The sequence below is a fragment of the Cognatishimia maritima genome (assembly GCF_900129685.1).
GTDB classification, from domain to species: domain Bacteria; phylum Pseudomonadota; class Alphaproteobacteria; order Rhodobacterales; family Rhodobacteraceae; genus Cognatishimia; species Cognatishimia maritima.
In genome coordinates, this window is sequence record NZ_FQWM01000001.1 from 17910 (window position 1) to 43592 (window position 25683).

27 protein-coding genes are annotated in these 25683 nt (G+C 57.0%); 19 read left to right on the top strand and 8 right to left on the bottom strand.

Annotated elements, in window-relative coordinates; translation table 11 throughout:
• Nucleotides 1–39: 39 nt before the first annotated feature.
• From BUA39_RS00095 to BUA39_RS00110, 4 genes are all read right to left on the bottom strand, one after another.
• Entirely contained in the window at nucleotides 40–1029 is a 990-nt protein-coding gene (locus tag BUA39_RS00095) for a LuxR C-terminal-related transcriptional regulator (RefSeq protein ID WP_072789181.1), read from the bottom strand.
• A gap of 2 nt (nucleotides 1030–1031) precedes the next feature.
• A complete protein-coding gene (locus tag BUA39_RS16725) occupies nucleotides 1032–1271 on the bottom strand; it encodes a hypothetical protein (protein WP_072789183.1) in 240 nt (79 codons plus the stop codon).
• A 178-nt stretch (nucleotides 1272–1449) separates the two neighbouring features.
• The gene (locus BUA39_RS00105) at nucleotides 1450–1965 is read right to left on the bottom strand and encodes a GNAT family N-acetyltransferase (protein ID WP_072789185.1); all 516 of its coding nucleotides are present in this window, start codon (nucleotides 1963–1965) and stop codon (nucleotides 1450–1452) included.
• Nucleotides 1966–2024: 59 nt separating this feature from the next.
• Entirely contained in the window at nucleotides 2025–2543 is a 519-nt protein-coding gene (locus BUA39_RS00110) for a single-stranded DNA-binding protein (RefSeq protein WP_072789189.1), read from the bottom strand.
• 165 nt (nucleotides 2544–2708) lie between these two features.
• Between BUA39_RS00110 and BUA39_RS00115 the strand changes: the two genes are divergently transcribed.
• The gene (locus tag BUA39_RS00115; RefSeq protein ID WP_072789192.1) at nucleotides 2709–3296 is read left to right on the top strand and encodes a lytic transglycosylase domain-containing protein; all 588 of its coding nucleotides are present in this window, start codon (nucleotides 2709–2711) and stop codon (nucleotides 3294–3296) included.
• Here BUA39_RS00115 and BUA39_RS00120 read toward each other — a convergent pair.
• Both BUA39_RS00120 and miaA read right to left on the bottom strand, forming a co-directional pair.
• Complete coding sequence (locus tag BUA39_RS00120) at nucleotides 3280–4092, bottom strand: helix-turn-helix transcriptional regulator (RefSeq protein WP_072789194.1); 813 nt, start codon at nucleotides 4090–4092, stop codon at nucleotides 3280–3282. The genes BUA39_RS00115 and BUA39_RS00120 overlap by 17 nt on opposite strands.
• A gap of 106 nt (nucleotides 4093–4198) precedes the next feature.
• Nucleotides 4199–5074 (bottom strand): tRNA (adenosine(37)-N6)-dimethylallyltransferase MiaA, encoded by an 876-nt coding sequence (gene miaA, locus BUA39_RS00125; protein ID WP_072789197.1) that lies wholly within the window; start codon nucleotides 5072–5074, stop codon nucleotides 4199–4201.
• Nucleotides 5075–5194: 120 nt separating this feature from the next.
• On the opposite strand from miaA, the gene pyrH reads away from it, so the two are divergent.
• The 13 genes from pyrH (at nucleotide 5195) to lpxB (ending at nucleotide 17379) form a co-directional block, all read left to right on the top strand.
• On the top strand, nucleotides 5195–5953 hold the full coding sequence (gene pyrH / locus BUA39_RS00130; protein WP_072791604.1) for a UMP kinase: 759 nt from the start codon (nucleotides 5195–5197) through the stop codon (nucleotides 5951–5953).
• A gap of 73 nt (nucleotides 5954–6026) precedes the next feature.
• Nucleotides 6027–6590 (top strand): ribosome recycling factor, encoded by a 564-nt coding sequence (gene frr, locus BUA39_RS00135; RefSeq protein ID WP_072789200.1) that lies wholly within the window; start codon nucleotides 6027–6029, stop codon nucleotides 6588–6590.
• Between the two features lie 16 nt (nucleotides 6591–6606).
• Complete coding sequence (locus BUA39_RS00140; protein WP_072789203.1) at nucleotides 6607–7329, top strand: isoprenyl transferase; 723 nt, start codon at nucleotides 6607–6609, stop codon at nucleotides 7327–7329.
• Entirely contained in the window at nucleotides 7326–8102 is a 777-nt protein-coding gene (locus BUA39_RS00145; RefSeq protein WP_072789207.1) for a phosphatidate cytidylyltransferase, read from the top strand. Before BUA39_RS00140 ends, BUA39_RS00145 begins: the two co-directional genes overlap by 4 nt.
• Nucleotides 8103–8141: 39 nt before the next feature.
• A complete protein-coding gene (gene dxr, locus BUA39_RS00150) occupies nucleotides 8142–9314 on the top strand; it encodes a 1-deoxy-D-xylulose-5-phosphate reductoisomerase (protein WP_072789210.1) in 1173 nt (390 codons plus the stop codon).
• Between the two features lie 5 nt (nucleotides 9315–9319).
• Nucleotides 9320–10666, top strand: a complete 1347-nt coding sequence (gene rseP / locus BUA39_RS00155) for an RIP metalloprotease RseP (protein ID WP_072789212.1) — start codon at nucleotides 9320–9322, stop codon at nucleotides 10664–10666.
• Between the two features lie 164 nt (nucleotides 10667–10830).
• Nucleotides 10831–10971, top strand: a complete 141-nt coding sequence (locus tag BUA39_RS16730; RefSeq protein ID WP_165610469.1) for a hypothetical protein — start codon at nucleotides 10831–10833, stop codon at nucleotides 10969–10971.
• A gap of 138 nt (nucleotides 10972–11109) precedes the next feature.
• Nucleotides 11110–13476, top strand: a complete 2367-nt coding sequence (bamA, locus tag BUA39_RS00160) for an outer membrane protein assembly factor BamA (RefSeq protein ID WP_072789213.1) — start codon at nucleotides 11110–11112, stop codon at nucleotides 13474–13476.
• Nucleotide 13477: 1 nt separating this feature from the next.
• The gene (locus tag BUA39_RS00165; RefSeq protein ID WP_242648515.1) at nucleotides 13478–14053 is read left to right on the top strand and encodes an OmpH/Skp family outer membrane protein; all 576 of its coding nucleotides are present in this window, start codon (nucleotides 13478–13480) and stop codon (nucleotides 14051–14053) included.
• 82 nt (nucleotides 14054–14135) lie between these two features.
• A complete protein-coding gene (gene fabZ / locus BUA39_RS00170; RefSeq protein WP_072789216.1) occupies nucleotides 14136–14600 on the top strand; it encodes a 3-hydroxyacyl-ACP dehydratase FabZ in 465 nt (154 codons plus the stop codon).
• Between the two features lie 5 nt (nucleotides 14601–14605).
• Nucleotides 14606–15403 carry an acyl-ACP--UDP-N-acetylglucosamine O-acyltransferase gene (gene lpxA, locus BUA39_RS00175; RefSeq protein WP_072789218.1) on the top strand — a complete coding sequence of 266 codons (798 nt, stop codon included), beginning with the start codon at nucleotides 14606–14608 and terminating at the stop codon, nucleotides 15401–15403.
• Complete coding sequence (locus tag BUA39_RS00180; protein WP_072789220.1) at nucleotides 15403–16203, top strand: LpxI family protein; 801 nt, start codon at nucleotides 15403–15405, stop codon at nucleotides 16201–16203. The genes lpxA and BUA39_RS00180 overlap by 1 nt, the downstream gene beginning before the upstream one ends.
• A 15-nt stretch (nucleotides 16204–16218) precedes the next feature.
• On the top strand, nucleotides 16219–17379 hold the full coding sequence (gene lpxB, locus BUA39_RS00185; protein WP_072789222.1) for a lipid-A-disaccharide synthase: 1161 nt from the start codon (nucleotides 16219–16221) through the stop codon (nucleotides 17377–17379).
• Nucleotides 17380–17440: 61 nt separating this feature from the next.
• On the opposite strand, the gene mnmA is transcribed toward lpxB, so the two are convergent.
• On the bottom strand, nucleotides 17441–18583 hold the full coding sequence (gene mnmA / locus BUA39_RS00190) for a tRNA 2-thiouridine(34) synthase MnmA (protein ID WP_072789224.1): 1143 nt from the start codon (nucleotides 18581–18583) through the stop codon (nucleotides 17441–17443).
• 126 nt (nucleotides 18584–18709) lie between these two features.
• Between mnmA and sciP the strand changes: the two genes are divergently transcribed.
• From sciP to recG, 4 genes are all read left to right on the top strand, one after another.
• Nucleotides 18710–18988 carry a CtrA inhibitor SciP gene (gene sciP / locus BUA39_RS00195; protein WP_072789226.1) on the top strand — a complete coding sequence of 93 codons (279 nt, stop codon included), beginning with the start codon at nucleotides 18710–18712 and terminating at the stop codon, nucleotides 18986–18988.
• A gap of 92 nt (nucleotides 18989–19080) precedes the next feature.
• Nucleotides 19081–19800, top strand: coding sequence for a response regulator transcription factor CtrA (gene ctrA / locus BUA39_RS00200; RefSeq protein ID WP_072789228.1), 720 nt, complete (start codon nucleotides 19081–19083; stop codon nucleotides 19798–19800).
• 118 nt (nucleotides 19801–19918) lie between these two features.
• Nucleotides 19919–22201, top strand: coding sequence for an NAD-dependent DNA ligase LigA (gene ligA / locus BUA39_RS00205; RefSeq protein ID WP_084604621.1), 2283 nt, complete (start codon nucleotides 19919–19921; stop codon nucleotides 22199–22201).
• Nucleotides 22202–22210: 9 nt separating this feature from the next.
• Nucleotides 22211–24301: an ATP-dependent DNA helicase RecG gene (gene recG / locus BUA39_RS00210; protein ID WP_072789229.1), complete on the top strand. Its 2091-nt coding sequence runs from the start codon at nucleotides 22211–22213 to the stop codon at nucleotides 24299–24301.
• A 475-nt stretch (nucleotides 24302–24776) separates the two neighbouring features.
• On the opposite strand, the gene BUA39_RS00215 is transcribed toward recG, so the two are convergent.
• Entirely contained in the window at nucleotides 24777–25229 is a 453-nt protein-coding gene (locus BUA39_RS00215; protein ID WP_072789232.1) for an iron-sulfur cluster assembly scaffold protein, read from the bottom strand.
• A gap of 65 nt (nucleotides 25230–25294) precedes the next feature.
• Here BUA39_RS00215 and hisI point away from each other — a divergent pair, with 65 nt between their 5' ends.
• On the top strand, nucleotides 25295–25654 hold the full coding sequence (gene hisI / locus BUA39_RS00220; protein ID WP_072789235.1) for a phosphoribosyl-AMP cyclohydrolase: 360 nt from the start codon (nucleotides 25295–25297) through the stop codon (nucleotides 25652–25654).
• Nucleotides 25655–25683 lie beyond the last annotated feature (29 nt).

Here is a 25683-nt window from a genome sequence, read left to right on the forward strand (position 1 = left end):
GATTTGTTGGTCAGTTGTTTCTAGAGGGCTGCCTGAAACCTATACCGGCGTGTCAAAACTAATGATCAAGCGCAGCAATTCAATTTGACTTCCGACGCCTGTTTTTTCGTACACGCGCCTCAGGTGTGTGCGGGCTGTGTTTTTGGATATCCCGACATGTTCTGCCGCCTCAGACAGGTCAAATCCGCGGGACAACAGCCGGACCACTTCTGTCTGAGCGTCTGACAGTCCATAGATCAGTTGCACGGTGTCAATTTGGTTGCGCAGGCTTCGTTCCCCACCGAACAATACGTAGACACGGCCATCTGCGACCTTAACCCAACAAAAAAGTGTTCCGCCGTCTTCGTATTCGCCCAGAACAACAGGGAATTTTACATCTCCGCCCAAGGTGGCTTTTGCGCGATTGTATTGACCAAATCCGGTTAGTCTGTGCGCATTGGCAATGGCTTGTTTAAGCCCCTTATCCAAAGATGGTTTAGAGGCACGCAGGGTTGCGTGGCTTGTTAAAAGGCCGCGCACGGTTTTCAATTCCGCTTTCGCTTCATCATTGAGCCAAAGCACATTGCCTTTGGGGTCGACTTCGATGGCAGGAACAGTTGTGTCTTTGATCGGTTCTGCCCAACATCCATGGAATACAATGCGCCAGTCAGACTCATCTCTCTCCAGAATGCGTATGTTGTGAGAATGGCTTGGAGTCGCGAGCGCGCCAGCATTGGGCGTGACGATTTCTTCAAATGTGACCCAAGCGGTATCTCCTTTGACGTTCACACGTAGGTTTTTTAGGCTGAAGTCTGCGTCGACTGGGGTTGGGTCGGCATCCATCGCATCGAAAATATTGCGGCGAAACTCATCGAATGAATGGGCAAACTGCTTTAATCCGCATTCCATGATGCTGACAAAGCGATCCTCTTGAACCCAAGTCTTGAGCCATGACTTTCGATCACGCCGTAGAAAGCTTCGAATGTCATTCTCCAGAACTTGGCGGATCGCGTCGATATCTTCCTCGTTGTATTCGGTGCGCTTCAGCATGATCAGTGTTTGCCACTTAGGTTGGGAAACATTACCCGAATGAGGCTTGAAACAAAATGACGCTGCTGAGCATGCTGCCATTGCACCTTTGCTTGTTTGGCGAAGGCCACAAATTTTCCCAAAAGACCGGGTTCTTCCAATCCAGCGAAGAAGTCGAAATAGGCGTCCTGTTCATTCTTGTGGCGTCCGGCAAAATCGCCGTGTGATTTCATATTGTTAAAGATGTTATTCCAATCACTCATCGGTTCGCTCCTGTGCTTTGGTTTCTAAAGTCAGGTTAGCCGTGAGTGAGAGAGTGTGTTGTCATCCTCACGGACGACAAAGGGCTAGTTTTTTGAAGCAATCGTAAAGAGCGGTTGCAATCTATTCAGCGCGACAAGTGATTGCCCACTCAAGGTTGGCCGGCAACCATTACACGTTTCATAGACGTTCCGTTTGGCCTTGGTCATCATCAAAGGCAGGAGCAAACTTCAACTCACCCTCTGGATCAGGCCCTGCAATCGTTAGGAACTGCACGTAGCCGGTTGGCAAGTTTTGGTAGGTCAGCTTTCCGTTGCTTTTGAACCCCATGGGCGCGTAGACGGCTGGGTTGCCAATGAGCGCGATGCCGGAAATGCCATTGTCTTTGCAGTGTTGCACGGCACGACCAACAAGGGCGCTGCCGATGCCTTGTCGTTGTCGATTTGGGGCGACAGAGATTGGGCCAAGCCCCAGCCAGTTTGTGACACCGGAAATGGTCATAGGTGAGAGAGCCAAATGGCCAATGACCTCACCGTTTTCCTCGGCCACCAAAGATAGCGTTAGATCACCATCGCTGCGCAGTTGGTCGATGATCTGAGGTTCAGATCCATCGCTGAACGCCATGGGTGCGAAGGCGCGTGTTGTGAGCGCGTGAATCGCTGCAAAATCGTTTGGGCTTTCAAATCGTATCAACATAATAGTCTCATAAAAACAAAACCCCGCCGAGGCGGGGTTTGGGGTCTTTCCGACTATCCTTAGAACGGGATTTCGTCGTCCAGGTCGCGGCTTCCGCCGCCGCTTTGTTGGCCGCCGCCGTAGCTGCCGCCGCCTTGGCCACCGCTGTCGTAACCGCCGCCATAGCCGCCGCCTTGACCACCGCCAGCGCCGCCACTGAAGCCGCCGCCACCACCGCCGCCTTCGCCGCGGCCATCCAGCATGGTCAGCGTGGAGCCAAAGCCTTGGAGCACAACTTCGGTGCTGTAGCGGTCTTGGCCGGATTGATCCTGCCATTTGCGGGTTTGCAATTGACCTTCGATATAGACTTTAGAGCCTTTGCGGAGGAACTGTTCGGCCACGCGCACCAGACCTTCGTTGAAGATCGCGACAGAGTGCCATTCGGTTTTCTCGCGGCGCTCACCGGTGTTGCGATCTTTCCATGTTTCAGACGTGGCAATGCGCAGGTTGCAGACTTTGCCGCCGTTCTGAAAGCTGCGCACCTCTGGGTCGCGCCCCAAATTACCAATCAACATGACTTTGTTCAATGATCCGGCCATCAACCTACCCTCTGAATCGAATTTGCTTGCGGGCCAGTTTACACCACCCCTTGGGGGGGAAGGCCAGCAGATATTTGCGCACCGTTGTAGCGCAGAAAACGCGGGAGTCTTTAAATCTTTCTGAATTTCGCTATAAATTGCGCGACAAGATGGGGGACAGATGAAATGAGACTGCTGATTGCTGCCACGATGGCAGGTCTTTTGTCCGTGTCGACGGGTGCCTTTGCCGGGGAGATCATCGGCAGCAAATCCCGCACCAATCTTTTCAAAAGCCAGACCCGTATTTTGGATACGCGCGCGAAGGAGCAATACAACACTGCCATTCGTCTTGCGCCTGACCCTGTCTATACGCCGAGCAAATGGGGCGATGGGCCGTATCGCGGTACGTACCGGGGGCCATACCTAGAGATGGCACGCGCTGCAGCGTTAAAGCATGGGGTGCCGGTGGATTTGTTCCTGAAACTTGTGCAGCAAGAAAGCGGTTGGAATGCGAGGGCGCGATCGCATAAAGGCGCGTTGGGGCTAGCACAGTTGATGCCGCAGACAGCGCGCTATCTGCGGGTTGACCCGAGTGACCCGCAGCAGAACTTGGAAGGCGGCGCGCGCTACCTGGCCGAACAATACCGGCTCTTTCGGTCGTGGCGCTTGGCACTGGCTGCTTATAACGCGGGGCCTGATGCGGTGAAGAAATACGGCGGTGTACCGCCCTATAAAGAAACCCAGAATTACGTGCGCATTATCCTCGGCGGCTAAGGGCCGGTTTCGCCGTGTGCTGTGCAGCTTGCCGCAGTTGCCGTGGGGACTGTCCGCAGTGGTGCTGGATGAACCGCGTGAAATAGGCCGCGCTGTTAAAGCCTAGCTGCGCTGCGATGGCCTTGACCGGTGTCTTTGTGTCCACAAGCAGCTTGCGCGCTTCGTGTAACAATGGCTGGGTTTGAATCTCGGATGCGGTCATTCCCGCTGTATCCCGACAAACGCGTGTCAGATGGGCTGGACTGACCTCTAGCTGCGCGGCGATCTCGGCCATGTTGATCCCTGTGCCAAGGCTGCGCGCGACTTCTGTGGCGTAGCGACGGGCCAGACGTTCTGCGGCGCGGGGTTTCGTTTGCGGTGGCAGCGCTTCGATCTGGCGGCGCAGCCAGATGCCAATGAGGGCCGATTGCGCGGCAAGGGCTTCGCCGACGAAGGGGCGGTCCTGCTGTTGCTCGCGTCGCATGTCCTCGATCAGACCGGTGAGTTCGCTTTGCGCTAAGGCATCCTGAACGCGCAAAAGGCGTTCGGTTTTTGGAAAGTGGTCGGAGAGGTCGCGGGGCAGTGCAACGGCGAGGCCCAATGTCTGGCGGCCGAAATCGACGGCCCAAAGATGATCTGGCGGAATGTAGACCGCATTGTTGGTGCCAAAGCCGCGCCTGACGCCGTGCATATGCAGAACACCCTGACCGCGTGTGACCCAAAGCAATAAGCCGCCCCGCTGAACATGCACAAGGCTGTGGCGCCACGGCTCATATTGCCCGAATTGGGCGAAGGTTTGGACGGTGACGGCGCACATTCTTAGCAAAGGGTCCGTTTTGCGGGTTGCGATTGTGCGATTTTGCTAGCGTCAATGTAGCGGTATGTCACCAAAATATGTGCGAATAGTGCTATTTGGAGGTGATTTAGGGCAAAATAACCGGCTGCCAGGCTTTCATCCGGGATCGGAACCATGTGCGCTGCCGCTTTGCATATTGCCGTGTCGAGATCGTGGCCAATGTGCGCGCCTCATCTAATGTGCATTCGCCGCGCAGGTAAGCAATGAGTTCCGGCGCGCCGATGGCCTTGGAGCTGGGCAGGCTCGCGTCCCAGTCAGGCAGGTTGCTTTCGGCTTCCTCAAGCGCACCTTGCTCAAGCATCAGATCAAAGCGGCGGGCGATGCGATCATTCAGCCAGTCTTTGTCCGCTTGCATCACGAAGGCGGTACAATCTTTAAGGGAAAGAAGGGGCGGGGGTGTTTGATCCTGCCAGTACCAGATGGGTTTGCCAGTTGCGGCCATAACCTCCCAAGCGCGCTGAACGCGCATGGGATTGAGTGTATCGATCCGATTGAGGGTTTCGGCGTCCAATTCATCACGCAGGGCGTCAAACCCTTCGGTCGCAACGCGCGCGTTGGCCTTGTCGCGGAGATCGGCAGGCGTCGCAGGAATATCGGCGAGCCCTTCCGTCAGGGCAGTGAAATAGAGCCCGGTGCCGCCCACGATAATGGGACGCTGATCGCCAGAGAGATAGGGCGTCACGTCCTTGAGCCAGTGCCCAACGGAATAGTCCGCCTCGCGCCCGACATGGCCATATAGCGCATGGGGCGCTTGGGCCTCGTCTTCTATGGAAGGGCGCGCTGACAACACGCGCCAGTTTTCATAGACCTGCAACGCGTCGGCGTTCACAATCACACCGCCCTGAGCCGCCGCGATTTGCAGCGCAAGTGCGCTTTTGCCGCTGGCGGTCGGGCCGGCAATCAGTACCGGCTGTTCAGGTGACAAAGCGCTGAGGTCGATCAATTCCTACATTCCACGTTTTTTCGGCGCGTTCTCTCTAAGAAGTTACTTCTCGGATTGAACATGTGCGCAAATTCAGACATCTTGCGCGAAATTTACATGCCAGCGCAGACGGAGAGCAACATGGCCGAGTCAGCCCAAGAGTCCAGCCCTGAAATCGATCCGATGACACAGACCAAATACAAACGTGTCATGCTGAAAATCTCGGGGGAGGCGCTGATGGGGGACCAAGGCTTTGGCCTGCATCCGCCGACCGTTCAACGCATTGCGCAGGAAATCAAATCTGTGCACGACTTGGGCGTGGAAATCTGCCTTGTCATCGGGGGCGGGAACATCTTCCGCGGCCTTTCGGGGTCTGCCCAAGGGATGGAACGCACAACGGCGGACTATATGGGCATGCTGGCTACCGTGATGAATGCGCTGGGCATGCAGTCTGCGTTGGAAGAAATTGGTGTGTTTACACGTGTGATCTCTGCCATCCGTATGGACGAGGTGGCCGAACCCTACATCCGTCGCCGCGCTGTGCGTCACTTGGAAAAGAAACGGGTTTGCATTTTTGCGGCGGGCACCGGGAACCCCTATTTCACCACCGACACCGCCGCGACCCTGCGCGCGAACGAAATGGCCTGCGAAGCGATCTTTATGGGCAAAAACGGGGTGGATGGTGTCTATGACAAAGACCCGAAAGAACACGCGGATGCCGTGCGCTATGATGAAGTCAGCTATGATGACGTCTTAGCCAAGCGCCTGAAGGTTATGGATGCCTCTGCGATTGCACTGGCGCGGGACAACAACCTGCCTTTGATTGTCTTCGGTTTGGATGAGCCCGGCGGCTTCAAAGGCATCCTTGCGGGCAAGGGGACCTATACAAAGGTGCAGTAACCCCTTTAAAGTGATAAGAAACAATCATTGGGTGCCATGCCCGATAAACCGATAAAAAGAAGAGCAAACCGCCATGTCAGACGATTTTGAACTTGATACCGATGACCTGACCCGCCGTATGGACGGCGCAATGTCTAACCTGCGCACCGAATTCGCCTCTTTGCGCACAGGCCGTGCCTCTGCGTCGATGCTTGAGCCGGTTCAGGTTGATGCTTATGGCTCTATGACCCCGATCAACCAGGTGGGCACCGTGAACGTGCCAGAGCCGCGCATGGTCACGATCAACGTTTGGGACAAGGCGCTGGTGGGCAAGGTCGAAAAAGCAATCCGCGAATCCGGTCTGGGCATTAACCCGCAGCTGAACGGCACCATCATCATGCTGCCGATCCCAGAACTAAACGAAGAACGCCGTCGCGAGTTGGGCAAAGTTGCTGGTCAATACGCCGAACATGCCCGCGTCTCGATCCGCAATGTGCGTCGCGATGGGATGGACCAGATCAAAAAGGCCAAAAACGACGGCATGTCCGAAGACGATCAAAAACTTTGGGAAGCTGAGGTTCAAGAGCTGACGGACTCCTACATCAAGAAGGTCGACGACGCGCTTGAGACGAAGCAAGCCGAGATCATGCAGGTCTGAGGCGGAAGGAACGGTTATGGCCACGGTTGAACCCCAAGAGGGGCCGCGTCATGTGGCCATAATCATGGACGGGAACGGGCGCTGGGCGCAGGCCAAGGGGCGCCCGCGGTTGTTTGGGCATCATGCAGGTGCACGCCGTGTCAAAGAGATCGTCCGCGCCTGTAAGCCTTTGGGGGTGAAGTACCTGACGATCTTTGCGTTCTCGACCGAGAATTGGAAACGCACCCAAAGCGAAGTTTCCGGGCTAATGAGCCTGTTTCGCCAGTATATCCGTAAAGAAATGCGTGGGCTGAAAGCCGAAGGTGTTCGGGTTCGGTTTATTGGCGACCGGGTGAAGCTGGATAAAAAACTGATCGCCTTGATGGACGAACTTGAGGCGGCTACCGCTGGCAATGATGAGGTTCATCTGACCATCGCGTTGAATTACGGCGGCCGCGATGAGGTCGCGCGGGCAACGCAACGCCTTGCGCGTGATGTTGCGAGCGGCAAACTCGCTCCTGATGATGTGGATGAAGAAACACTGCCTAAGTATCTGGATACACGCGTTTTACCAGATCCTGATCTGGTGATCCGCACAAGCGGTGAAGCGCGGATTTCCAACTTCCTTCTCTGGCAGTCGGCTTATGCCGAATATGAATTCATCAACACGCTGTGGCCTGATTTTTCCGAAGATGAGTTCCGCAAAGTGGTCGGCGCTTACGGCAAACGCAAACGCCGGTTCGGGTCTGTCCCTGCATGAGTGCTGCCGGCAAATGGGGGGATCTGCCGGCGCGGGTATTGTCTGCAGCGGTGATGCTGATCGTTGGCTTGCTGTGCCTTTGGCAGGGCGGCGTGGTGTTTCATGTTCTGGTGGCCTTCGCCTGTGCTGGGATGATCTGGGAGTTGACCCGGATGATGCCAGCGAAATCTAGCCGATGGCCCATTCAAGTCGCTGCTTTGGTCCTTTTGGCGTTTTTTGCCGTTCTGTTCTTGCCGCCGGTTTTCATGTTCCCATTGCTGATCGCGCCGGCCTTGGTTGGCGCAAGCGGGCTACGATCTGACCGATTTCGCTATGGGCTTTATGCGGTTGGGCTGATCCTTGCTTGTTTTGGGCTGATCGCGCTGCGCGAGTTTCGCGGCATGGAATGGGTGCTGTGGCTGATATTTGTTGTCATTGCGACAGATGTGGCGGGCTATTTCGCGGGGAAGACCTTTGGCGGGCCGAAATTCTGGCCGTCGCTTAGCCCTAAGAAAACGTGGTCTGGCACCTCTGCTGGCTGGATTGCAGCCTTTTTTGTGGGTCTCGCCTTCGGGGGCGTTGGTCTTGGTGTTGTGTCGATGGTGCTGTCGCTGGCCAGCCAGTTGGGCGACATCTCGGAGAGTGCGTTGAAACGCCGGGCGGGCGTGAAAGACAGCAGCGCATTGATTCCCGGACATGGCGGATTACTTGACAGGTTTGACGGGCTGATGGCGGCGGCGCTTGTGACGCTGGTCATTGCATCAGTTATTGGCTTGCCGCACCAGCCGGGTTAAACGCCTAGGCAAACGCTGGCGAAAGCAAACGGGGTATTTATGAAGCGCGTGTCCATCTTTGGCGCAACCGGGTCTATCGGGCAAAGCACGATTGACCTGATTAAGCGTGATGCGGGAGCCTATGACGTTGTTGCCCTAAGCGGCGGCGCGAATGTTGCGCAACTGGCAGAAGACGCGCGGGCGTTGGCGGCAGATGTCGCGGTGACGGCCTATCCTGATAAGCTGGATGAATTGCGCGCGGCTTTGGCAGGCAGCGGTGTGGTCGCTGCGGCTGGGACTGAGGCGCTGATCGAGGCCGCCGAGCGCCCAGCAGATTGGGTCATGTCCGCCATTGTCGGGGCCGCAGGTCTGACACCGGGCATCAAAGCACTTGAACAAGGAGCGACGCTGGCGCTGGCCAACAAGGAGTCGCTGGTGACGGCTGGGGCCTTGATGCTGGGCACCGCCAAGACACATGGCGCGCAGCTGTTGCCGGTTGACAGCGAACATTCCGCGATCTTTCAAGCACTGCGCGGTGAAGACATCGCGTCTGTCGAAAAGATCACCATCACCGCCAGCGGCGGGGCGTTCCGTGATTGGTCGCTGGAAGACATGGCGCGCGCGACGCCTGAACAAGCGGCAAGTCATCCGAACTGGGATATGGGCCAGCGGATCACAATTGACTCGGCATCTATGTTTAACAAAGCTCTAGAGGTTATTGAGACCAAAGAATTTTTCGGCGTTCTTCCAGCGCAGATAGAGGTTCTGGTGCACCCGGAATCCCTGATCCATGCCTTGGTGGGTTTCAAAGATGGCGCGCAGATGGCGCATGTGGGCGCGCCGGACATGCGGCATGCGATTGGCTACGCGCTGCATTATCCAGAGCGCCGCGATTTGCCGGTCGCGCGGTTGGATTTGGCTAAGGTTGGCCAATTGACCTTCAGCGCGCCTGATCCGCAAAAATACCCCGCGCTGCGGCTGGCTTGGGACGTGATGGAGATGGGCGGCCTGTCAGGCTGCGTCTTCAACGCCGCCAAAGAGATCGCGCTGGATGGGTTTATCGATCACAAGATCGGATTCCTTGAAATGGCCATCATTGTCGAGGACACGCTTACAAAAATGTCAGGTGACACTGCGCTTTTGTATGCCGATATGACATTGGACACAGTCAACGCTGTTGATCAAGAAGCCCGCCGCGTGGCGGCTGCGCTGATCAAGAAGCGAGAAGGATAGAGACGTTGGAATTTACTGGTTTTCTCCCAAGTTTTCAAAGTGGTGTGCTGACCATTATCGCCTTTGTGGTGGCTCTTTCGGTGATCGTGGCGATCCACGAATACGGCCATTACATCGTGGGGCGCTGGTCGGGCATCCATGCCGAGGTGTTCTCGCTTGGGTTCGGGCCGGTGTTGTTCTCTCGCGTGGATCGGCGCGGCACAAAATGGCAGCTTGCTGCGATTCCCATGGGCGGTTTTGTGCGCTTCAAAGGGGATGCCAACGCGGCGTCAGGCGAAGATGGCGAGGTCATTTCGACGCTTAGCGAGGCTGAGTTGCGCCAAACTATGCATGGCGCGCCGCTTTGGGCGCGGACTGCGACGGTTGCAGCGGGGCCGCTGTTTAACTTTGCGCTGTCGATCCTGATTTTTGCTGCTGTTGTGCTCTCGCAAGGGGTGGTTGGCGATAAGCTGATCGTGGGTGAGTTGCGCGATCTGCCGACCACAGGCTTTACGATTCAGGAAGGTGATGAGGTGCTAGAGGTCAATGGCGCGGCTTTCCCGGTGGATGTAGAGCCGGACGTGGCCGACGCCTTTGTTGAAGGCCTGCCTTCGCAAGCGACGCTGGATTACCTCGTGCGTCGAGACGGTGACACGCTTTCCGTCACCGGTCCGCACCTCTATCCACCTTATGTTGCCCGTGTCGCGCCGCAAAGCGCAGCCTTTGCTACGGGGCTGCAGGAAGGGGATGTCATTACAGGCATCAACGAGCAGGAAATATTTGCCTTCCGGCAGCTTAAGGATGCGGTCGAAGGCTCTGACGGGGCGACGCTGCAACTGGATGTGTGGCGCGATGGCGCGACGCAGCCCTTTGATCTGACTCCGAAGCGGGTGGATGAACCGCTGCCCGGTGGCGGGTTTCAAACCCAGTGGCGCATTGGTGTTGGCGGTGGCTTTGCCTTTGCTCCGGCGACCGAAACAGCGGGTATTGGCGAGGCGCTTGGCATCGCGGTGCAAAGCACGGGCAATATCATTCAAGGGTCTATTTCGGGCATCTATCACATGGTCACAGGTGCGATCAGCAGCTGTAACCTGTCGGGTCCCATCGGGATCGCGCAGGTGTCTGGTGCAATGGCAAGTCAAGGCTCGATGGATTTTATCCGCTTTATCGCCGTGCTTTCGACCGCCATCGGCTTGCTGAACCTTTTCCCGATCCCTGTTTTGGATGGCGGGCATTTGGTGTTTTACGCCTATGAGGCCGTGTCTGGCCGCAAGCCCAACGACAAGGTCATGCGCATTATGATGAGCATTGGTCTGGCGCTGATCCTGTCCTTGATGTTGTTCGGGATTAGCAACGATTTGTTCTGCCCGTAAGGGGAAGGGCTGATTTCCCAGTGCCTTAACAGGTTCAGATCGCAGGCAACATTTTGATGGGTGCAACCTAATTGTCACAGGCTTGCCCCATTCTTGCCCAATTCCAAAGAGATAGTCTCCGGTGAGGCAATACGCCCGTGACACACGAGTCAACGGAGAGACAGATGCAAGCGATTCACAATGGATACCGTGCGGTTAACGTTCTTTGGGCCGTGAACTGGGAACGGCTGATGTTCCCGGCGGCTATTCTGCTGTGCCTAGGATTGGGTGCGCAGTTGGGCAGCATGGGGGTTTTCTGGCCTTAAATGACTGAATGACCGACCCGCAAAGCGACAGATTTTAGATGCCACGCGATCTTCTGGATCGCGTGGTTTGTGTTTTTGACATTGCGACATTTACCCGGTACTCACAAACCACTGGGATGTCTGACAGGAATTGGGTTTATGAGCGAGCATTTTGGGGGCGCTGCAAGCCGCCGCGACCTGCGTAAAGGATTGCTGCGTAGAACAGCATTTGCATTTTCAACATTGGTTTCCATCGGTTTGATCGCCTCGCCCGATTTCGCGAATGCCCAAAGTTATCGATTTACCAACCTGTCGATCGAAGGCAACAACCGGATCGAAGACAGCACAATCGCCTCCTACACGGGAATCAGTCGGGGTGAAGTCGTGACCTCTGGGCAGTTGAACGACGCCTATCAGAGCATTTTGGCGACTGGTTTGTTTGAAACCGTGGAGCTGGTCCCGGCAGGCAATCAGCTTGTGATCCGCGTAGCCGAATTCCCAACCATCAACGTGGTGCGTTTTGAAGGCAATCGTCGTCTGAAAGACGATGTGCTTGAAGCCGCTGTCGAATCCCAATCCCGCCGCGTTTTGAACCCAGCCACCGCCGAAAGCGACGCCAATGCCATTGCTGAGGCCTATGTGCAGGCCGGTCGCATCGCCGCACGTGTGACACCTCGGATCATTCGCCGTTCTGACAACCGTGTTGATCTGGTGTTTGAGATTTTCGAAGGTGACCTGGCAGAGATTGAACGGCTGAGTTTTGTCGGCAACCGCGCCTATTCTGACCGCCGCCTGCGCCGCGAGTTGGGCACCAAACAGGCAGGTCTTTTGCGCGCGCTCGTCAAGCGCGACACTCTGGTTGAGGACCGGATCGAGTTTGACAAGCAACTGTTGCGCGATTTCTACCAGTCGCGTGGCTACGTTGACTTCCGCATCACCGGCGTGAACGCCGAATTGGCGCGCGAACGGGATGGCTATTTCCTGACATTTAACGTCGAAGAGGGGCAGCAGTTCACCTTTGGCGAGGTCACCGTCGTCAGCGACCTGCCAGAGGTCGACATTGAAACCTTTGAGCAAACCCTGCGCATCCGCACAGGCGCGACCTATTCGCCGTTGCTGGTGGAAAACGCCATTGCGCGGATGGAGCGGAAAGCCTCGCAAGAGGCACTGGATTTCGTGCGGGTTGAACCGCGCATCACACGCAATGATCGTGACCTGTCTTTGGATGTTGAATTCGCGCTGGTGCGCGGGCCGCGTATTTTTGTGGAACGTATCGATATTGAAGGCAACACCACCACGCTGGATCGTGTGGTACGTCGTCAGTTTAAGACTGCCGAAGGCGACCCGTTCAATCCGCGCGAAATTCGCGAAGCCGCCGAACGCATTCGCGCCCTTGGCTTCTTTGCGACTTCCGAGGTGAACGCCCGCGAAGGCTCACGTCCGGATCAGGTGATCGTGGATGTGGATGTCGAAGAACAACCCACGGGTTCACTCAGCTTTGGCGGCACCTATTCGACTGACACTGGCTTTGGTCTTGTGGCGGGCTTCTCTGAGCGTAACTTTTTGGGCCGTGGTCAGACCCTGTCGGTGAATGTATCGACCTCGCCAGATATCAACGACTATCAGTTGCGGTTTGTAGAGCCTGCTTTCTTGGGGCGCGATGTATCGCTGGGTTTTGGCCTGTCCTATCAGGACAGCGCGCCGGGCAATGCGCGGTTTGAAAACACTACAGGGGAGTTCCAGCCGTTCCTTGGTTTTGACCTTGGCGAACGCAGCAATTTGCAACTGCGCTATACCTATCGCGATGTCGATATGGTCGTGCCCGCTGCCGAAGCCGTGGCTGGTTCGATCATTGATGCCGAAGCAGCGCGTGGCCGTTTGACCTCAAGTGAGTTGGGCTACACCTACCGTTTTGACAGCCGGATTGGCGGATTGAACCCCGATGCGGGGGTTCTTTTTGAGGTCGGGCAAGACTTCGCAGGGCCGGGCAGCGATGTGGAATACGTTAAGACCAGCGCGCGCGCCGTCGCGCAGCGCACTGCGTTCAACGGCGACCTGACGTTGCGGGCGACATTGGAAGGTGGCGCGATCTATGCGCCTGACAATAACACCCGCGTGCACCAGCGCTTTGCATTGGGCAGCCGCCAGTTCCGCGGGTTTGAACCCTTTGGCATTGGTCCACGCGAAGTCTCTTTGGGTGACAGCGGTGCCACGGTGAACGACGGGCTTGGCGGCAAATACTATGCTGTCGCGCGGTTCGAAGCTGAATTCCCGCTGGGCCTGCCAGAGGAATATGGTATCTCAGGCGGTCTTTTCTATGACGTTGGCTCCTTGTGGGGGACAGACGGCGCTGCGGGGGCTGGTACACTCCTGTATGATGACTTCACCCTGCGCCAGACCGTTGGTGTCTCGATCTTCTGGACAACGCCGATTGGGCCTTTGCAGTTCAACTGGTCCAAGGCGCTCGACAAGCAAGAATACGACCGCGATCAAACCTTTAACCTGACCATTCGGACCGAGTTCTAAGGTGACACGACTTTTGCGCCTCTTGTGGGTGGTGATGGGACTGGCGTTCCTTGTGGGCGCTCAGGCGGAAGCGCAATCGCGTCCGTTGCCACCGTCAAGCGTGCTGATCATCGACAGCGAGCGGCTTTATGCCGAGTCCGCATTTGGCAAACGTGTTTTGGCCGAACAGCAGGCCGAAGCCGCCGTTTTGGCGGCCGAATACCGTCGGATTGAGGCCGAACTTAGCGAAGAAGAGCAGATGCTGACCGACAAAAGGTCAGAGATGTCGCCAGAAGATTTTCGCATGGTGGCAGATGCCTTTGACACGCGGGTCGAGGGCATTCGCGAAGCGCAGCAGCAGCGAGAGAACGATCTGATCGCTTTGGGCGACAGCGAGCGCCAAAGGTTCTTTGCGCAGCTTGGACCGGTGCTTGAGGCCGTGCTGCGCGAAAGCGGGGCGTTGGTGGTGCTTGAAAAGCGCACGGTGTTTGCCTCAAGCAGCGCCTTGGATGTGACGGATCGCGTTCTGGAACAGGCTGATCTGATCATCGGCGATGGTGCCGCCGAAAATACTGAAAACGGCAACGGCGAAAACTGACGTCTGGGCTGGTCTCTTGCCCTGACTTGCCCCTATTGTTAGGGACAGACAAACCGCGCAGATACAGCAGGAGCAATCAAAAATGAGCGAGTCATTGAAAACCGCCGACATCCATCTGATCCAACGTCTTATCCCACATCGCTACCCCTTCCTGCTGGTGGACAAGGTGATCGACATTGATGGCTATCAGACGGCAACGGGCATCAAGAATGTCACCATGAACGAACCGCATTTTCAGGGCCATTTTCCGGGCAATCCGATCATGCCGGGCGTGACGATTATTGAAGCCATGGCGCAGACCGCTGCCATCATGGTGGGCACAGAGCTTGGCATGGAAGACAAGAACATGCAGGTCTATTTCATGGCCATCGACAAGTGCAAATTCCGCCGCATGGTAGTGCCGGGCGATGTGTTGGAAATGAAATTGACCACGGTGCGCGGCAAGCCCGGTGGCAAGGTTTGGAAATTCTCTGGCGTGGCCGAGGTCGAAGGCGAGATGGCGGCAGAAGCTGAATTCACCGCCATGATGGAACTGCCAAAGGCCTGACCCGGATGGCAATTTCCCCAAAAGCACAGGTCCATACCTCTGCCGTGATCGAAGACGGTGCAGTCATCGGTGAGGACTGCAAGGTTGGTCCATTCTGTGTTGTCGGCCCGAAGGTCGTTTTGCATGACCGGGTGGAGTTGAAATCCCATGTCGTGGTGACAGGCGACACCGAGGTCGGCGATGACACGGTGATTTTCCCGTTTTCGGTGATCGGAGAGATCCCGCAGGATCTGAAATTCAAAGGCGAGGCCAGCAAGCTGGTCATCGGTAAGCGCAACCGCATCCGCGAGAGCGTGACGATGAACTGCGGCACCGAAGGCGGCGGCGGACTGACTCGCGTGGGCGACGATGGGCTCTTTATGCATGGCTGTCACGTTGCCCATGATGCGCAGATCGGGGATCGGGTGATCCTTGTGAATTCTGTGGCTGTGGCCGGGCATTGCATTCTTGAAGACGACGTGATCGTCGGCGGCTTGTCGGGTGTGCATCAGTTCGTGCGCATTGGCAAAGGCGCCATTATCGGTGCGGTTTGCATGGTCACCAACGACGTCATTCCCTATGGCCTCGTGCAGGGGCCACGCGGGCAGTTGGATGGGCTGAACCTTGTAGGACTGAAACGGCGCGGCGTGCCGCGTGAAGACATTTCCGCCCTGCGCAAAGCCTTTCAGGAGTTGGGCGAGGGCGAAGGGTCATTCCTTGAACGCAGCAAACGCATCGGGGACAGCACGCAAAGCGCCTATGTGAAAGAGATCATCGACTTCGTTCTAGGCGAAAGCGACCGGTCGTTCCTGACCCCGCAATAATGTCTCGGCTCGCCATCATCTCTGCCATGGGTCTGCTGCCGGTTGAACTGGCGCGGGCGGTGCCCTCTGCCTTGGTGGTGACCCTGCAAGGGGTTGGGCATGACCACACGGGGCCAGTGCACGAACACCAGTTGGAACGGCTTGGCGCGCTGTTTGACGACCTGAAGGCCGAAGGCGTGACCGAGGTGGTCTTTGCGGGGGCCATGTCGCGACCGAACCTTGATCCTATGCAGTTTGACGCCTTTATGCAGGCCACTGCGCCGCGTCTGACCGAGGCGTTCGGTCAAGGCGACGATGTGCTTTTGCGGCTTGTGGTCTCTTTGTTTGAGGAAAACGGCTTTGCTGTGCGCGGCGCACATGAGCTGTTGCAAGCGACCGCCAATGGCGGGTTGATTGCAGGCCCGGCGCCCGATGAACGCGCCTTGGCAGATGCCGCGCGCGGGGTCGAAATCTTGCACGTCATGTCGGGGCTGGACCTCGGGCAGGGTGTTGTGGTGGCCGGCGGGCTATGCCTTGGCATCGAAACCCTGCAGGGCACAGACGCGATGCTGGGGTTTGTTGCCCAAACCCCCAAACACCTGCGCCGCGCCAAGGGTGTGTTTGTAAAAGCCCCCAAGGCAGGCCAAGACCTGCGCGTCGACATGCCCGCCATAGGCCCGGACACCATACGCAACGTCGCACAGGCGGGCCTCGCAGGAGTCGCACTGGCGGCTGGCCGGGTTCTGGTGCTGGATCGCGCGGTCACCTTGAAACTCGCCGAAGATTTGGGCGTTTTTATCTATGGGCTTGAAGAAATCTAAGCCAAGAGAGGCAATATGAAAATCTATCTGATCGCCGGTGAACTCTCTGGCGATAAATTGGGTGCATCCCTGATGCAGGGGCTGAAAGCGCTCTATCCCGGCGAAATCGACTTCAACGGGGTTGGCGGGCCACTGATGGAAGCTGAGGGGCTGGACAGCCAATTTCCAATGCAAGAGCTGTCCGTCATGGGGATCGCCGAGGTGCTGCCCAAGTATTTCCACCTTAAGCGTCGTATCCGGGAATGTGCCGAGGCGGTTCAAGCGCTGCAACCGGATGTGCTGATCACCATCGACAGTCCGGATTTCTGCCTGCGTGTCGCCAAGCTGGTGAAAGCTGCAACCAATATCAGAACAGTGCACTATGTGGCGCCCTCTGTCTGGGCCTGGCGTCCGGGGCGGGCCTCTAAGATGGCGAAACATATTGATCAGGTTCTCGCCCTGTTGCCGTTTGAGCCGCCCTATATGGAAGCGGCGGGCATGCGCTGTGATTTTGTGGGGCATCCCGTGGTGTCTGAGCCGGTTGCAAGCAATGTCGAGGCAGAGGAATTCCGCGCTGCACAGGGCCTTGGCGATGCGCCCTTGGCTTTGATCTTGCCGGGCAGCCGTGAAAGCGAGGTCACGCGCCTGTTGCCGATCTTCGTTTCCGCGATGAAAGCCCTGCAAGAGGCGCGGCCTGATCTGCGGTTTGTATTGCCAACGACAACGCCTGTCGCCGAGATGGTGCGCAGCGCTGTTGCAGATATGGCGGAGCCGCCGGTGGTCTTGGACCCGACAGGGCAGAACCTTGACGTCTATGCAGCGCAGAAACGCGCCGCGTTCAAAGCCGCTGATGTGGCGCTGGCGGCCTCTGGGACGGTGTCGCTGGAACTGGCAGCCGCCGAGACGCCTATGGTGATTGCCTATGATGTTAGCCCAATCAGCCGGGTGATTTTCAAACGCATGCTCAAAATCGACACGGTAACCTTGGCCAATTTGATCACCGATACCCGGATTGTTCCTGAACATTTGGCCGAAAACTGCACGGTCGAGAATATCGTTCCGAGCGTGCTGGATGTGCTGGAGAAACCCGAAACACAGCTGCAGGTCGTGCGCGATACGATGGCAAAGCTCGGCAAGGGCGGAGAGGATCCGGGTTTGCGGGCGGCGAAGGCTGTTTTGGATGGGTTGGGCATGTAGGCCGGGCTTTAGCCCGGCAACTTCAGCGACCGGAAAGCCGGGCTAAAGCCCGGCCTACGGGTTACCCCTTCCAGATCCAGCCGCCGCCAAAGATACGGCTGCCTTCAGACGCGTAGAACACGCAGGCCTGGCCCGGTGACACACCTTCTTCCGGCGTAAGCAACTCGACCTCAGCCGTCGTTGGCCCGGTCGGGCGCACGATCGCCTCGCGGGGTGGGCGCGTTGAGCGCACTTTCACCGACAGATGCCATTCCTTTTGGCTCTCAAACGGCTCATCCCCCAGCCAGTTGATCTCGCGCACTGGAACGGTGCGTGTCGCAAGCATGGACTTCGGGCCAACAATCACTTGTTTGTTGTTGACGTCCAGTTTGACCACATAAAGCGGTTCAGACAGGCCACCGATGCCCAAGCCACGACGTTGGCCAATGGTGTAATGCAGAACCCCATTGTGTGTGCCGCGCACATTGCCTTCGTGATCGACGATCTCACCCGGTTCAGCAGCACCCGGACGCAATTTTTCGATCACCGAGGCATAATCGCCATTGGGTACAAAACAAATGTCTTGGCTGTCAGGTTTATCTGCCACCGACAGTCCGTATTCAGCGGCTAAGGCCCGCGTGGCCTCTTTGTTGGGCAGGTGCCCCAAGGGGAACCGCAAATAGTCCAGCTGTTCTGGCGTGGTGGAGAACAGGAAATAGCTTTGGTCCTTGCTGGCATTCTCGGCCGAATGCAGTTCTGGCCCGTGGTCGCCGACCTTCCGCTGGATGTAGTGGCCGGTGGCCATGCAATCGGCCTCTAGGTCCTTGGCGGTCTCCAGAAGGTCTTTGAACTTCACCCGCTCGTTACAACGAATGCAAGGAACGGGAGTAGCACCGGCCAGATAGCTGTCAGCGAATTCATCGATCACGGCGTCCTGAAAGATGTTTTCATAGTCCAGAACGTAATGCGGAAAGCCTTTTTCCTCGGCCACGCGGCGTGCATCGTGGATGTCGATCCCGGCACAGCAGGCACCTTTTTTGGCCAATGCCGCCCCGTGGTCATAAAGCTGCAATGTCACGCCAACCACGTCATAGCCTTCGTCCGCGAGTTTCGCGGCCACAACAGAGCTGTCCACGCCGCCCGACATAGCAACCACCACCCGCGTTTCAGACGGGGGTTTCGCAAATCCAAGCGAGTTCAGTGGATGGGTTTCATCAAGGGCCATTGCAGGTTCCAGACATGCCGGGGAGTGAAAGAAAGGAATATAAGAAAATCCTAAACACTCTCAACCCCTCGTTTCATGTCTCGTTAAGGCAATTGCGGCGATATGGGCGCAGGAAAGGGGATGAGCATGTACTTGAAAAAGGTCGATGGGCAGCGCGCAATCACTTTGGGGGATGGCACCGTGCTATCACAGGCAGACCTGCCGCCTCGGACAACCCGTCGCTGGGTGGCGTCGCGCAAGGCGGCGGTGGTGCGCGGGGTGTTGCATGGGTTGATCAGCCAAGAGGAGGCATTGCAGCGCTATGAGCTTTCAGAAGAGGAATTTCAGGAGTGGCTGCGCGCCATCCATCATTTTGGGGAGGATGGGTTAAAGACCACGTGTTTGCAAAAGTATAGACAACTTTAACTTGTATTGGTAATTTCGGATTAATCTTAATCTTTGCTTAAGACTATGGTGTTCAAGGTTAATTCTGCCTGAGCGATACTCGGAGAAATTGAATGCGTATTCTTTTGATCGAAGATGACCCGGCCACCGCCAAAAGCATCGATATGATGCTGACCCACGCAAACCTGAATGTTTATGCGACTGATCAGGGGGAAGAAGGCGTCGATCTGGCCAAACTATATGATTATGATCTGATCCTTCTGGACCTGGGATTGCCCGACATGCCAGGGCACGACGCCTTGAAACAAATCCGTCAGGCGCGCATTGAAACCCCGATCCTGATCTTGTCTGGGGCGGACGATACGGACAGCAAGTTAAAGGGGTTTGGCTTTGGCGCAGATGATTATCTGACCAAACCTTTTCACCGAGAGGAGTTGGTGGCGCGCATTCATGCGATCATCCGTCGTTCTAAGGGGCATTCGCAGTCGATCATTCGCACGGGCCGAGTCGCCGTGAATCTGGATGCCAAAACCGCTGACGTTGGTGGGACACAGGTGCATTTGACCGGCAAAGAATACCAGATGCTGGAACTGCTTTCCTTGCGCAAAGGCACGACTCTGACAAAAGAGATGTTTCTGAACCACCTTTATGGCGGCATGGATGAGCCAGAGTTGAAGATCATTGATGTCTTTATCTGCAAGCTGCGAAAGAAACTGACCGAAGCGACCGGTGGCGAAAACTACATCGAAACCGTTTGGGGCCGGGGCTATGTGCTGCGCGACCCAGAGCCAATAAGCGAGACCGCGGAAGAAGCCATGGCGCTGCGGGCCTGATGACACGTTTTGGCGGGACGGATGCATCTCTGTCGGTCAGGTCAGGCTGACGCGCACTGCTGACTGGACGAATGGCGCACCCCGATTTATCTACGTGGATAAGCAGGGGGCGCGTCGCATGACCAACGAGAACAAAAGCCTAGACAGCAAAGACTTTGCCAAAGACATTGCGCAGCTCAGCGAAAATGACGCTGAGCAGGAGTTGGCGCAGCTTGCGCAGGTTCTGAATAAGGCGAACAAAGCCTATCACACTGACGACGCCCCAGAAATTTCCGATGCCGACTATGATCGTCTGAAACGCCGCAATGCGGCTATTGAAGCTGCATTTCCAGACTTAAAACGCGCTGACAGCCCCAGTGACCAAATCGGTGCGCCGGTTGCGGATGGCTTTCGCAAGGTGGCCCATGCGGTGCCTATGCTCTCGCTTGGAAACGCCTTTGAAGATGCCGATGTCACAGCTTTTGTGGATCGGGTTCGTAGCTTTCTTGGACTTGGACCAAACGCAGATGTGTCCTTCACGGCAGAGCCGAAGATCGATGGGCTGAGCCTGTCGTTGCGCTATGAAAACGGGCGTTTGGTGCAGGCCGCGACGCGGGGCGACGGCGAGACGGGCGAGAATGTAACGGCGAACGCGCTGACCATCTCTGATATTCCGCAAACCCTCAGCGATGCACCCGAGGTGCTTGAAGTGCGCGGAGAGGTTTATATGAGTCACGCGGACTTCGCGGATCTGAACACGCGGCAGGCGGAAAGCGGCGGTAAAACATTTGCCAACCCGCGCAATGCCGCAGCCGGGTCTTTGCGGCAGTTGGATTCCAATATCACCAAGTCCCGTCCTTTGAAGTTCTTTGCCTATGCCTGGGGCGACCTAAGCACGCCTTTGGCAGAGACGCAGTTTGATGCGATCAAACACCTGAAATCGCTTGGCTTTGTAACGAATCCGCTGACGAAACTCTGCCAATCTGCTGAGGAACTGATCACGCATTATCGACTGATCGAAGCGCAGCGCGCGACGCTGGGCTATGACATTGACGGCGTGGTCTACAAGGTCAATGAACTCGCGATGCAGGCGCGGCTGGGGTTCCGGTCCACCACACCCCGCTGGGCCATAGCGCATAAATTTGCGGCTGAACTGGCTTGGACACGACTTGAGGCGATTGATATTCAGGTTGGCCGCACCGGCGCGCTTTCTCCGGTCGCACGGCTGACACCGGTCACTGTTGGTGGCGTTGTTGTATCCAATGCGACGCTGCACAACGAAGACTATATTCGCGGGGTCGACAGCAAGGGTAGCCCGATCCGAGATGGCAAAGACATTCGCGAAGGTGACTGGGTGCAGGTCTATCGTGCGGGGGACGTGATCCCGAAGGTCGCAGACGTTGACCTCAGCAAGCGCGAGGAAGGCTCCAAACCCTATATCTTCCCAACGCGTTGCCCGGAATGCGACAGCCCTGCGGTGCGCGAAGAAGGCGATTCCGTACGCTTCTGCACGGGCGGCATGATCTGCCCGGCGCAGGCCAAGGAAAAGCTTAAACATTTTGTCGCGCGCAAGGCCTTTGACATCGAAGGGCTGGGTGCCAAACAGATCGAGATGTTCTTTGATGATGAGGCGCTGCCGATCAAAGAACCTGCGGATATTTTTACGCTGTCAAAGCGCGACGCGGCGCAGCTGACCAAGTTGAAAAACCGCATGGGCTGGGGCGAACAAAGTGCCGCCAACCTCTTTGCGGCCATCGACGACCGGCGCAGTATTGCTTTTGCGCGTATGCTGTTTTCGTTGGGCATCCGCCACATCGGTGAAGCGGCGGCCAAGGATCTTGCGCTGCACTACATGGATTGGGCGGCGCTGGTGGAGGCCGCAGATACGGCCCGTGCGGCGGCACTGGCATGGCGCAGCGCCGATGAAGCAGAAGAGGCAGAGCGGATTGCGGCCAGTGCCGAAGGGCGCTCTGCCAAGATCAAGGCCACGCGCGATGCTGCGATGGCCGCATGTAACGTGCCCGACTCCTCCAAAGCAGCTTGGCAAGACTTGACCGGCATTGACGGCATCGGCGCGACAGTCGGCCTATCGCTGACCGATGCCTTCGCCAACCCGGACGAACGCGCCGCAATCGAACGGTTGGTCGCTGAACTAGAGATCATCCCCCCCGAAGCTCCCTCAAAAGAAAGCCCGGTGGCGGGGAAAACGGTGGTCTTTACAGGCAGCCTTGAAAAGATGACCCGCGCAGAGGCCAAAGCCCGCGCAGAGTCGCTTGGGGCCAAGGTGGCGGGCTCGGTCTCTGGCAAAACCGATCTGTTGGTGGCTGGTCCGGGAGCAGGGTCGAAAGCCAAAAAGGCCGCTGATCTTGGCATTGAAATCATTGACGAAGACGCCTGGCTTGCGTTGACAGACGGATTTTAGGGGCAGCCTGTGAGCAGCCGCCCGGAAATCCTATTTCCGCTCTTTGCGGAGATCACCAAGTTGGAGGGTGTCGGCCCCAAAGTGGCGCAGCACCTTTCAACCATTGGGTTAGATAAGCCGCGTGACGTTTTGTTTTCATTGCCGTATTCAGTTGTGGATCGGCGTCGACGAGACACCATACAAGGCGCGGATTTGCCGGGCATTGTGACCGTCTCTGTCACTATTGGTGCCCATAAAGCGCCGCGAAATCGCAGCGGCGCATATCGCGTGACGGTCAACGATGCCGCGACAAGTTTCCAATTGGTTTTCTTTCATGCACGCGGTGACTATTTGCAAAAGCAGCTTCCGGTTGGTGAGGAACGTCTGGTGTCGGGTCGGGTCGAATTGTTCGACGGGATTGCCCAGATGGTGCACCCCGACCACATGCTGCCCGAGGACGAAGCCGGCTCCATTCCTGATTTTGAGCCGGTTTATCACCTGACCTCGGGCGTAACGCTAAAGACCATGACCAAAGCGGCGGCTTCTGCTTTGCGTTTGGCCCCCAACTTGGCCGAATGGATTGATCCTCGCCAAAAGGCACTGGCGCAATGGCCTGATTGGAAAGACGCCATTGAAACGGCGCATCGCCCGGAAGGTTTAAAAGACACCGCGCCCACAGTCCCGGCCAGAGAGCGGCTGGCCTACGATGAATTCTTTGCCCATCAACTGACGCTGGCATTGGCCCGCAGTCAGTTAAAACGTGCGCCGGGGCGGGTGAGCCAGGCGACGGGCAAGCTGCAGGCCAAAGTGCTTGCCGCCTTGCCATACCGCCCGACCGGCGCGCAACAGCGGGCGATTTCTGAAATTGCCGACGACATGGCGACGCCGCATCGGATGAACCGCTTGCTGCAAGGGGATGTTGGCGCGGGCAAAACCCTCGTGGCCTTCATGGCGATGCTGAACGCGGTCGAAGCGGGCGGGCAGGGTGTGATGATGGCCCCTACAGAGATTCTGGCGCGTCAGCACCTGCAAGGCCTGCGTCCCTTGGCGGAACAGGCTGGCGTAGTTGTTGAAATCCTGACCGGGCGCGACAAGGGCAAAGAGCGGCGCGCAAAGCTGGATGCGTTGCAGGCGGGGAACATTCATATCTTGGTGGGCACCCATGCGGTGTTCCAAAAAGACGTAGCGTTTCACGACTTGCGGCTGGCCATCGTGGATGAGCAGCATCGATTTGGCGTGCGGCAACGGTTGGAGCTTGGCAAAAAAGGTGCGCAGGCGGATGTGCTGGTGATGACGGCGACTCCGATCCCACGATCGTTGGCGCTGGCGCAATATGGCGACATGGATGTCTCGGTTCTGGATGAAAAGCCACCGGGGCGGCAGCCGATCACAACCGTCATGGTCTCTGATGCGCGCACGGATGAAGTGGTGGATCGCCTGCGGCGCGCTGTGGCCGAAGGTAAACAGGCCTATTGGGTCTGTCCGCTGGTCGAAGAAAGCGAAGTGATGGACCTGACCGCCGCCGAGGATCGGTTCAAAATGCTGCGCGCGGCATTGGGCGAGGGGATCTGCGGGCTTGTGCACGGCCAGATGCCACCGCCCGAAAAAGACGCTGCCATGGCCGATTTCGCCGCGGGCAAAACCAAGGTTTTGGTGGCCACAACCGTGATCGAAGTTGGGGTTGATGTGCCCAATGCAACGATCATGGTGATCGAACGCGCCGAAAGCTTTGGCCTTGCGCAGTTGCACCAATTGCGGGGCCGCGTGGGGCGGGGCGATCAGGCCTCGACCTGTTTGTTGCTGTATCAAGCGCCGCTGTCTGAAAACGGGCTAAAGCGGCTAAAGGTCATGCGCGACACCAATGATGGCTTCAAGATTTCCGAAACCGATCTAGAAATGCGCGGAGCGGGCGATTTGATCGGAACCGCACAGTCGGGTTTGCCGCGATTCCGTATCGCTGACATCGAATCGCAGGCGGCGCTGATGGCGATTGCCCAAAGTGACGCGCGAAAACTGCTGAATGATGATCCGACGCTGAAAACGGACCGCGGCAAGGCCGCGCGTGTTCTTTTGTGGCTGATGGAGCAGGATCAGGCCATCCGTTTGATTTCAGTGGGTTAGACGCGATCTGACTATGAATTCGCTAAATGTTCTCAAATGTTCTCATAAAGTTCTTGCATTCGGCTGCGGAAAATGAGAACAAAGAGGCAACAAAGAACTGAGCGCAGGAGCAACACCATGATGTCCCAGATCAAAACAGCGATCCGCAATTCGCAATCTACCCTTGTGCAGGATGCCATTGGCGCAGCTGCTTTGGTGGTGATGATGATTGTTGCCCTGCATATCCCCGGACTTGCCTAAAGGAATTTGATGAACCTCTGACTGCCTGGCGTTCCGGCAAGGGCTGATCCCGACGCACCTGTCCCCAATTTGTGCGTGTTTACTGATACTGCCTGTCCCTTAGTCCTCAGTAATGTCTCTTTATGGGTCTGCCTCACAACATCCCATTTGGACCATCCCTTGCAAAGAGAACGCAACCTTCGCCGCCTTCCTCCCCGGGAAGTGCGGCGATTTTTTTATTGGGCGAAAGGGATTGTCAGGCGCATGCAGATTGCTCGGCTTGATCGAAGGCTTCGAGTGTGGCTTCAAGCGCCAGTAGGATGGAGGCGTGGCGATTGCGATAGTCCTGCGCGGGGCGCAAAACCTCAAGCCCGTCAAACGGGGCGGGTGGTGTTGGGCCGCCGTCTTTTAGCATGGCCTTTAGGGCGTCGCGCCCGGCTTCAACCTGCGCTTTTGTGCAGCCAATGATGTTCTTGCCGACAACCGACGCCGCTGCTTGCCCCAAGGCGCAGGCTTTCACGTCTTGGCCATAGGCGGTGATTTTGCCGTCCTTGATCTCTACATCCACGGTGATGGTCGATCCGCAAAGCGGTGCGCGCTTTTTCACGGTGGCATCCGGGTCAGGCAACCGATCCGTATGCGGCATGTCCGATGCCAGGGCCAGAATCTGCCCCGAATAGAGTTTGATCAGGTCGGTTTCACCGGACATGGTTATTTCCTTTTGTCTGCGTTTCCTAGATAGAGGGCCAGACCAGAGATGCAAAGGGTTTCGACATGACATTTGATCCAAAGGCGCTGACCTTCAACGATGCGGGCCTTATTCCGGTGATCGCGCAAGACGCAGAGTCGCTTGAGGTCTTGATGATGGCATGGATGAATGCGGAAGCTATTGAAAAGACGCTGGAAAGTGGAAAGGTGACCTATTGGTCGCGCTCACGGCAAGCGTTCTGGATCAAGGGCGAAACCAGCGGGCACACGCAGGAATTGGTCGATTTGCGCTACGACTGTGATCAGGATTGTATCTTGGTTTTGGTGCGGCAAACCGGCGCTGCGTGCCACACAATGCGCAGAACGTGCTTTTATCGCGCTGTGCGCGATGGCGAAAGCATCGAACTGATGAAGCCAATGGTGTAAGGGGCGTTGCCCCTCGGCCTGCGGCCTTA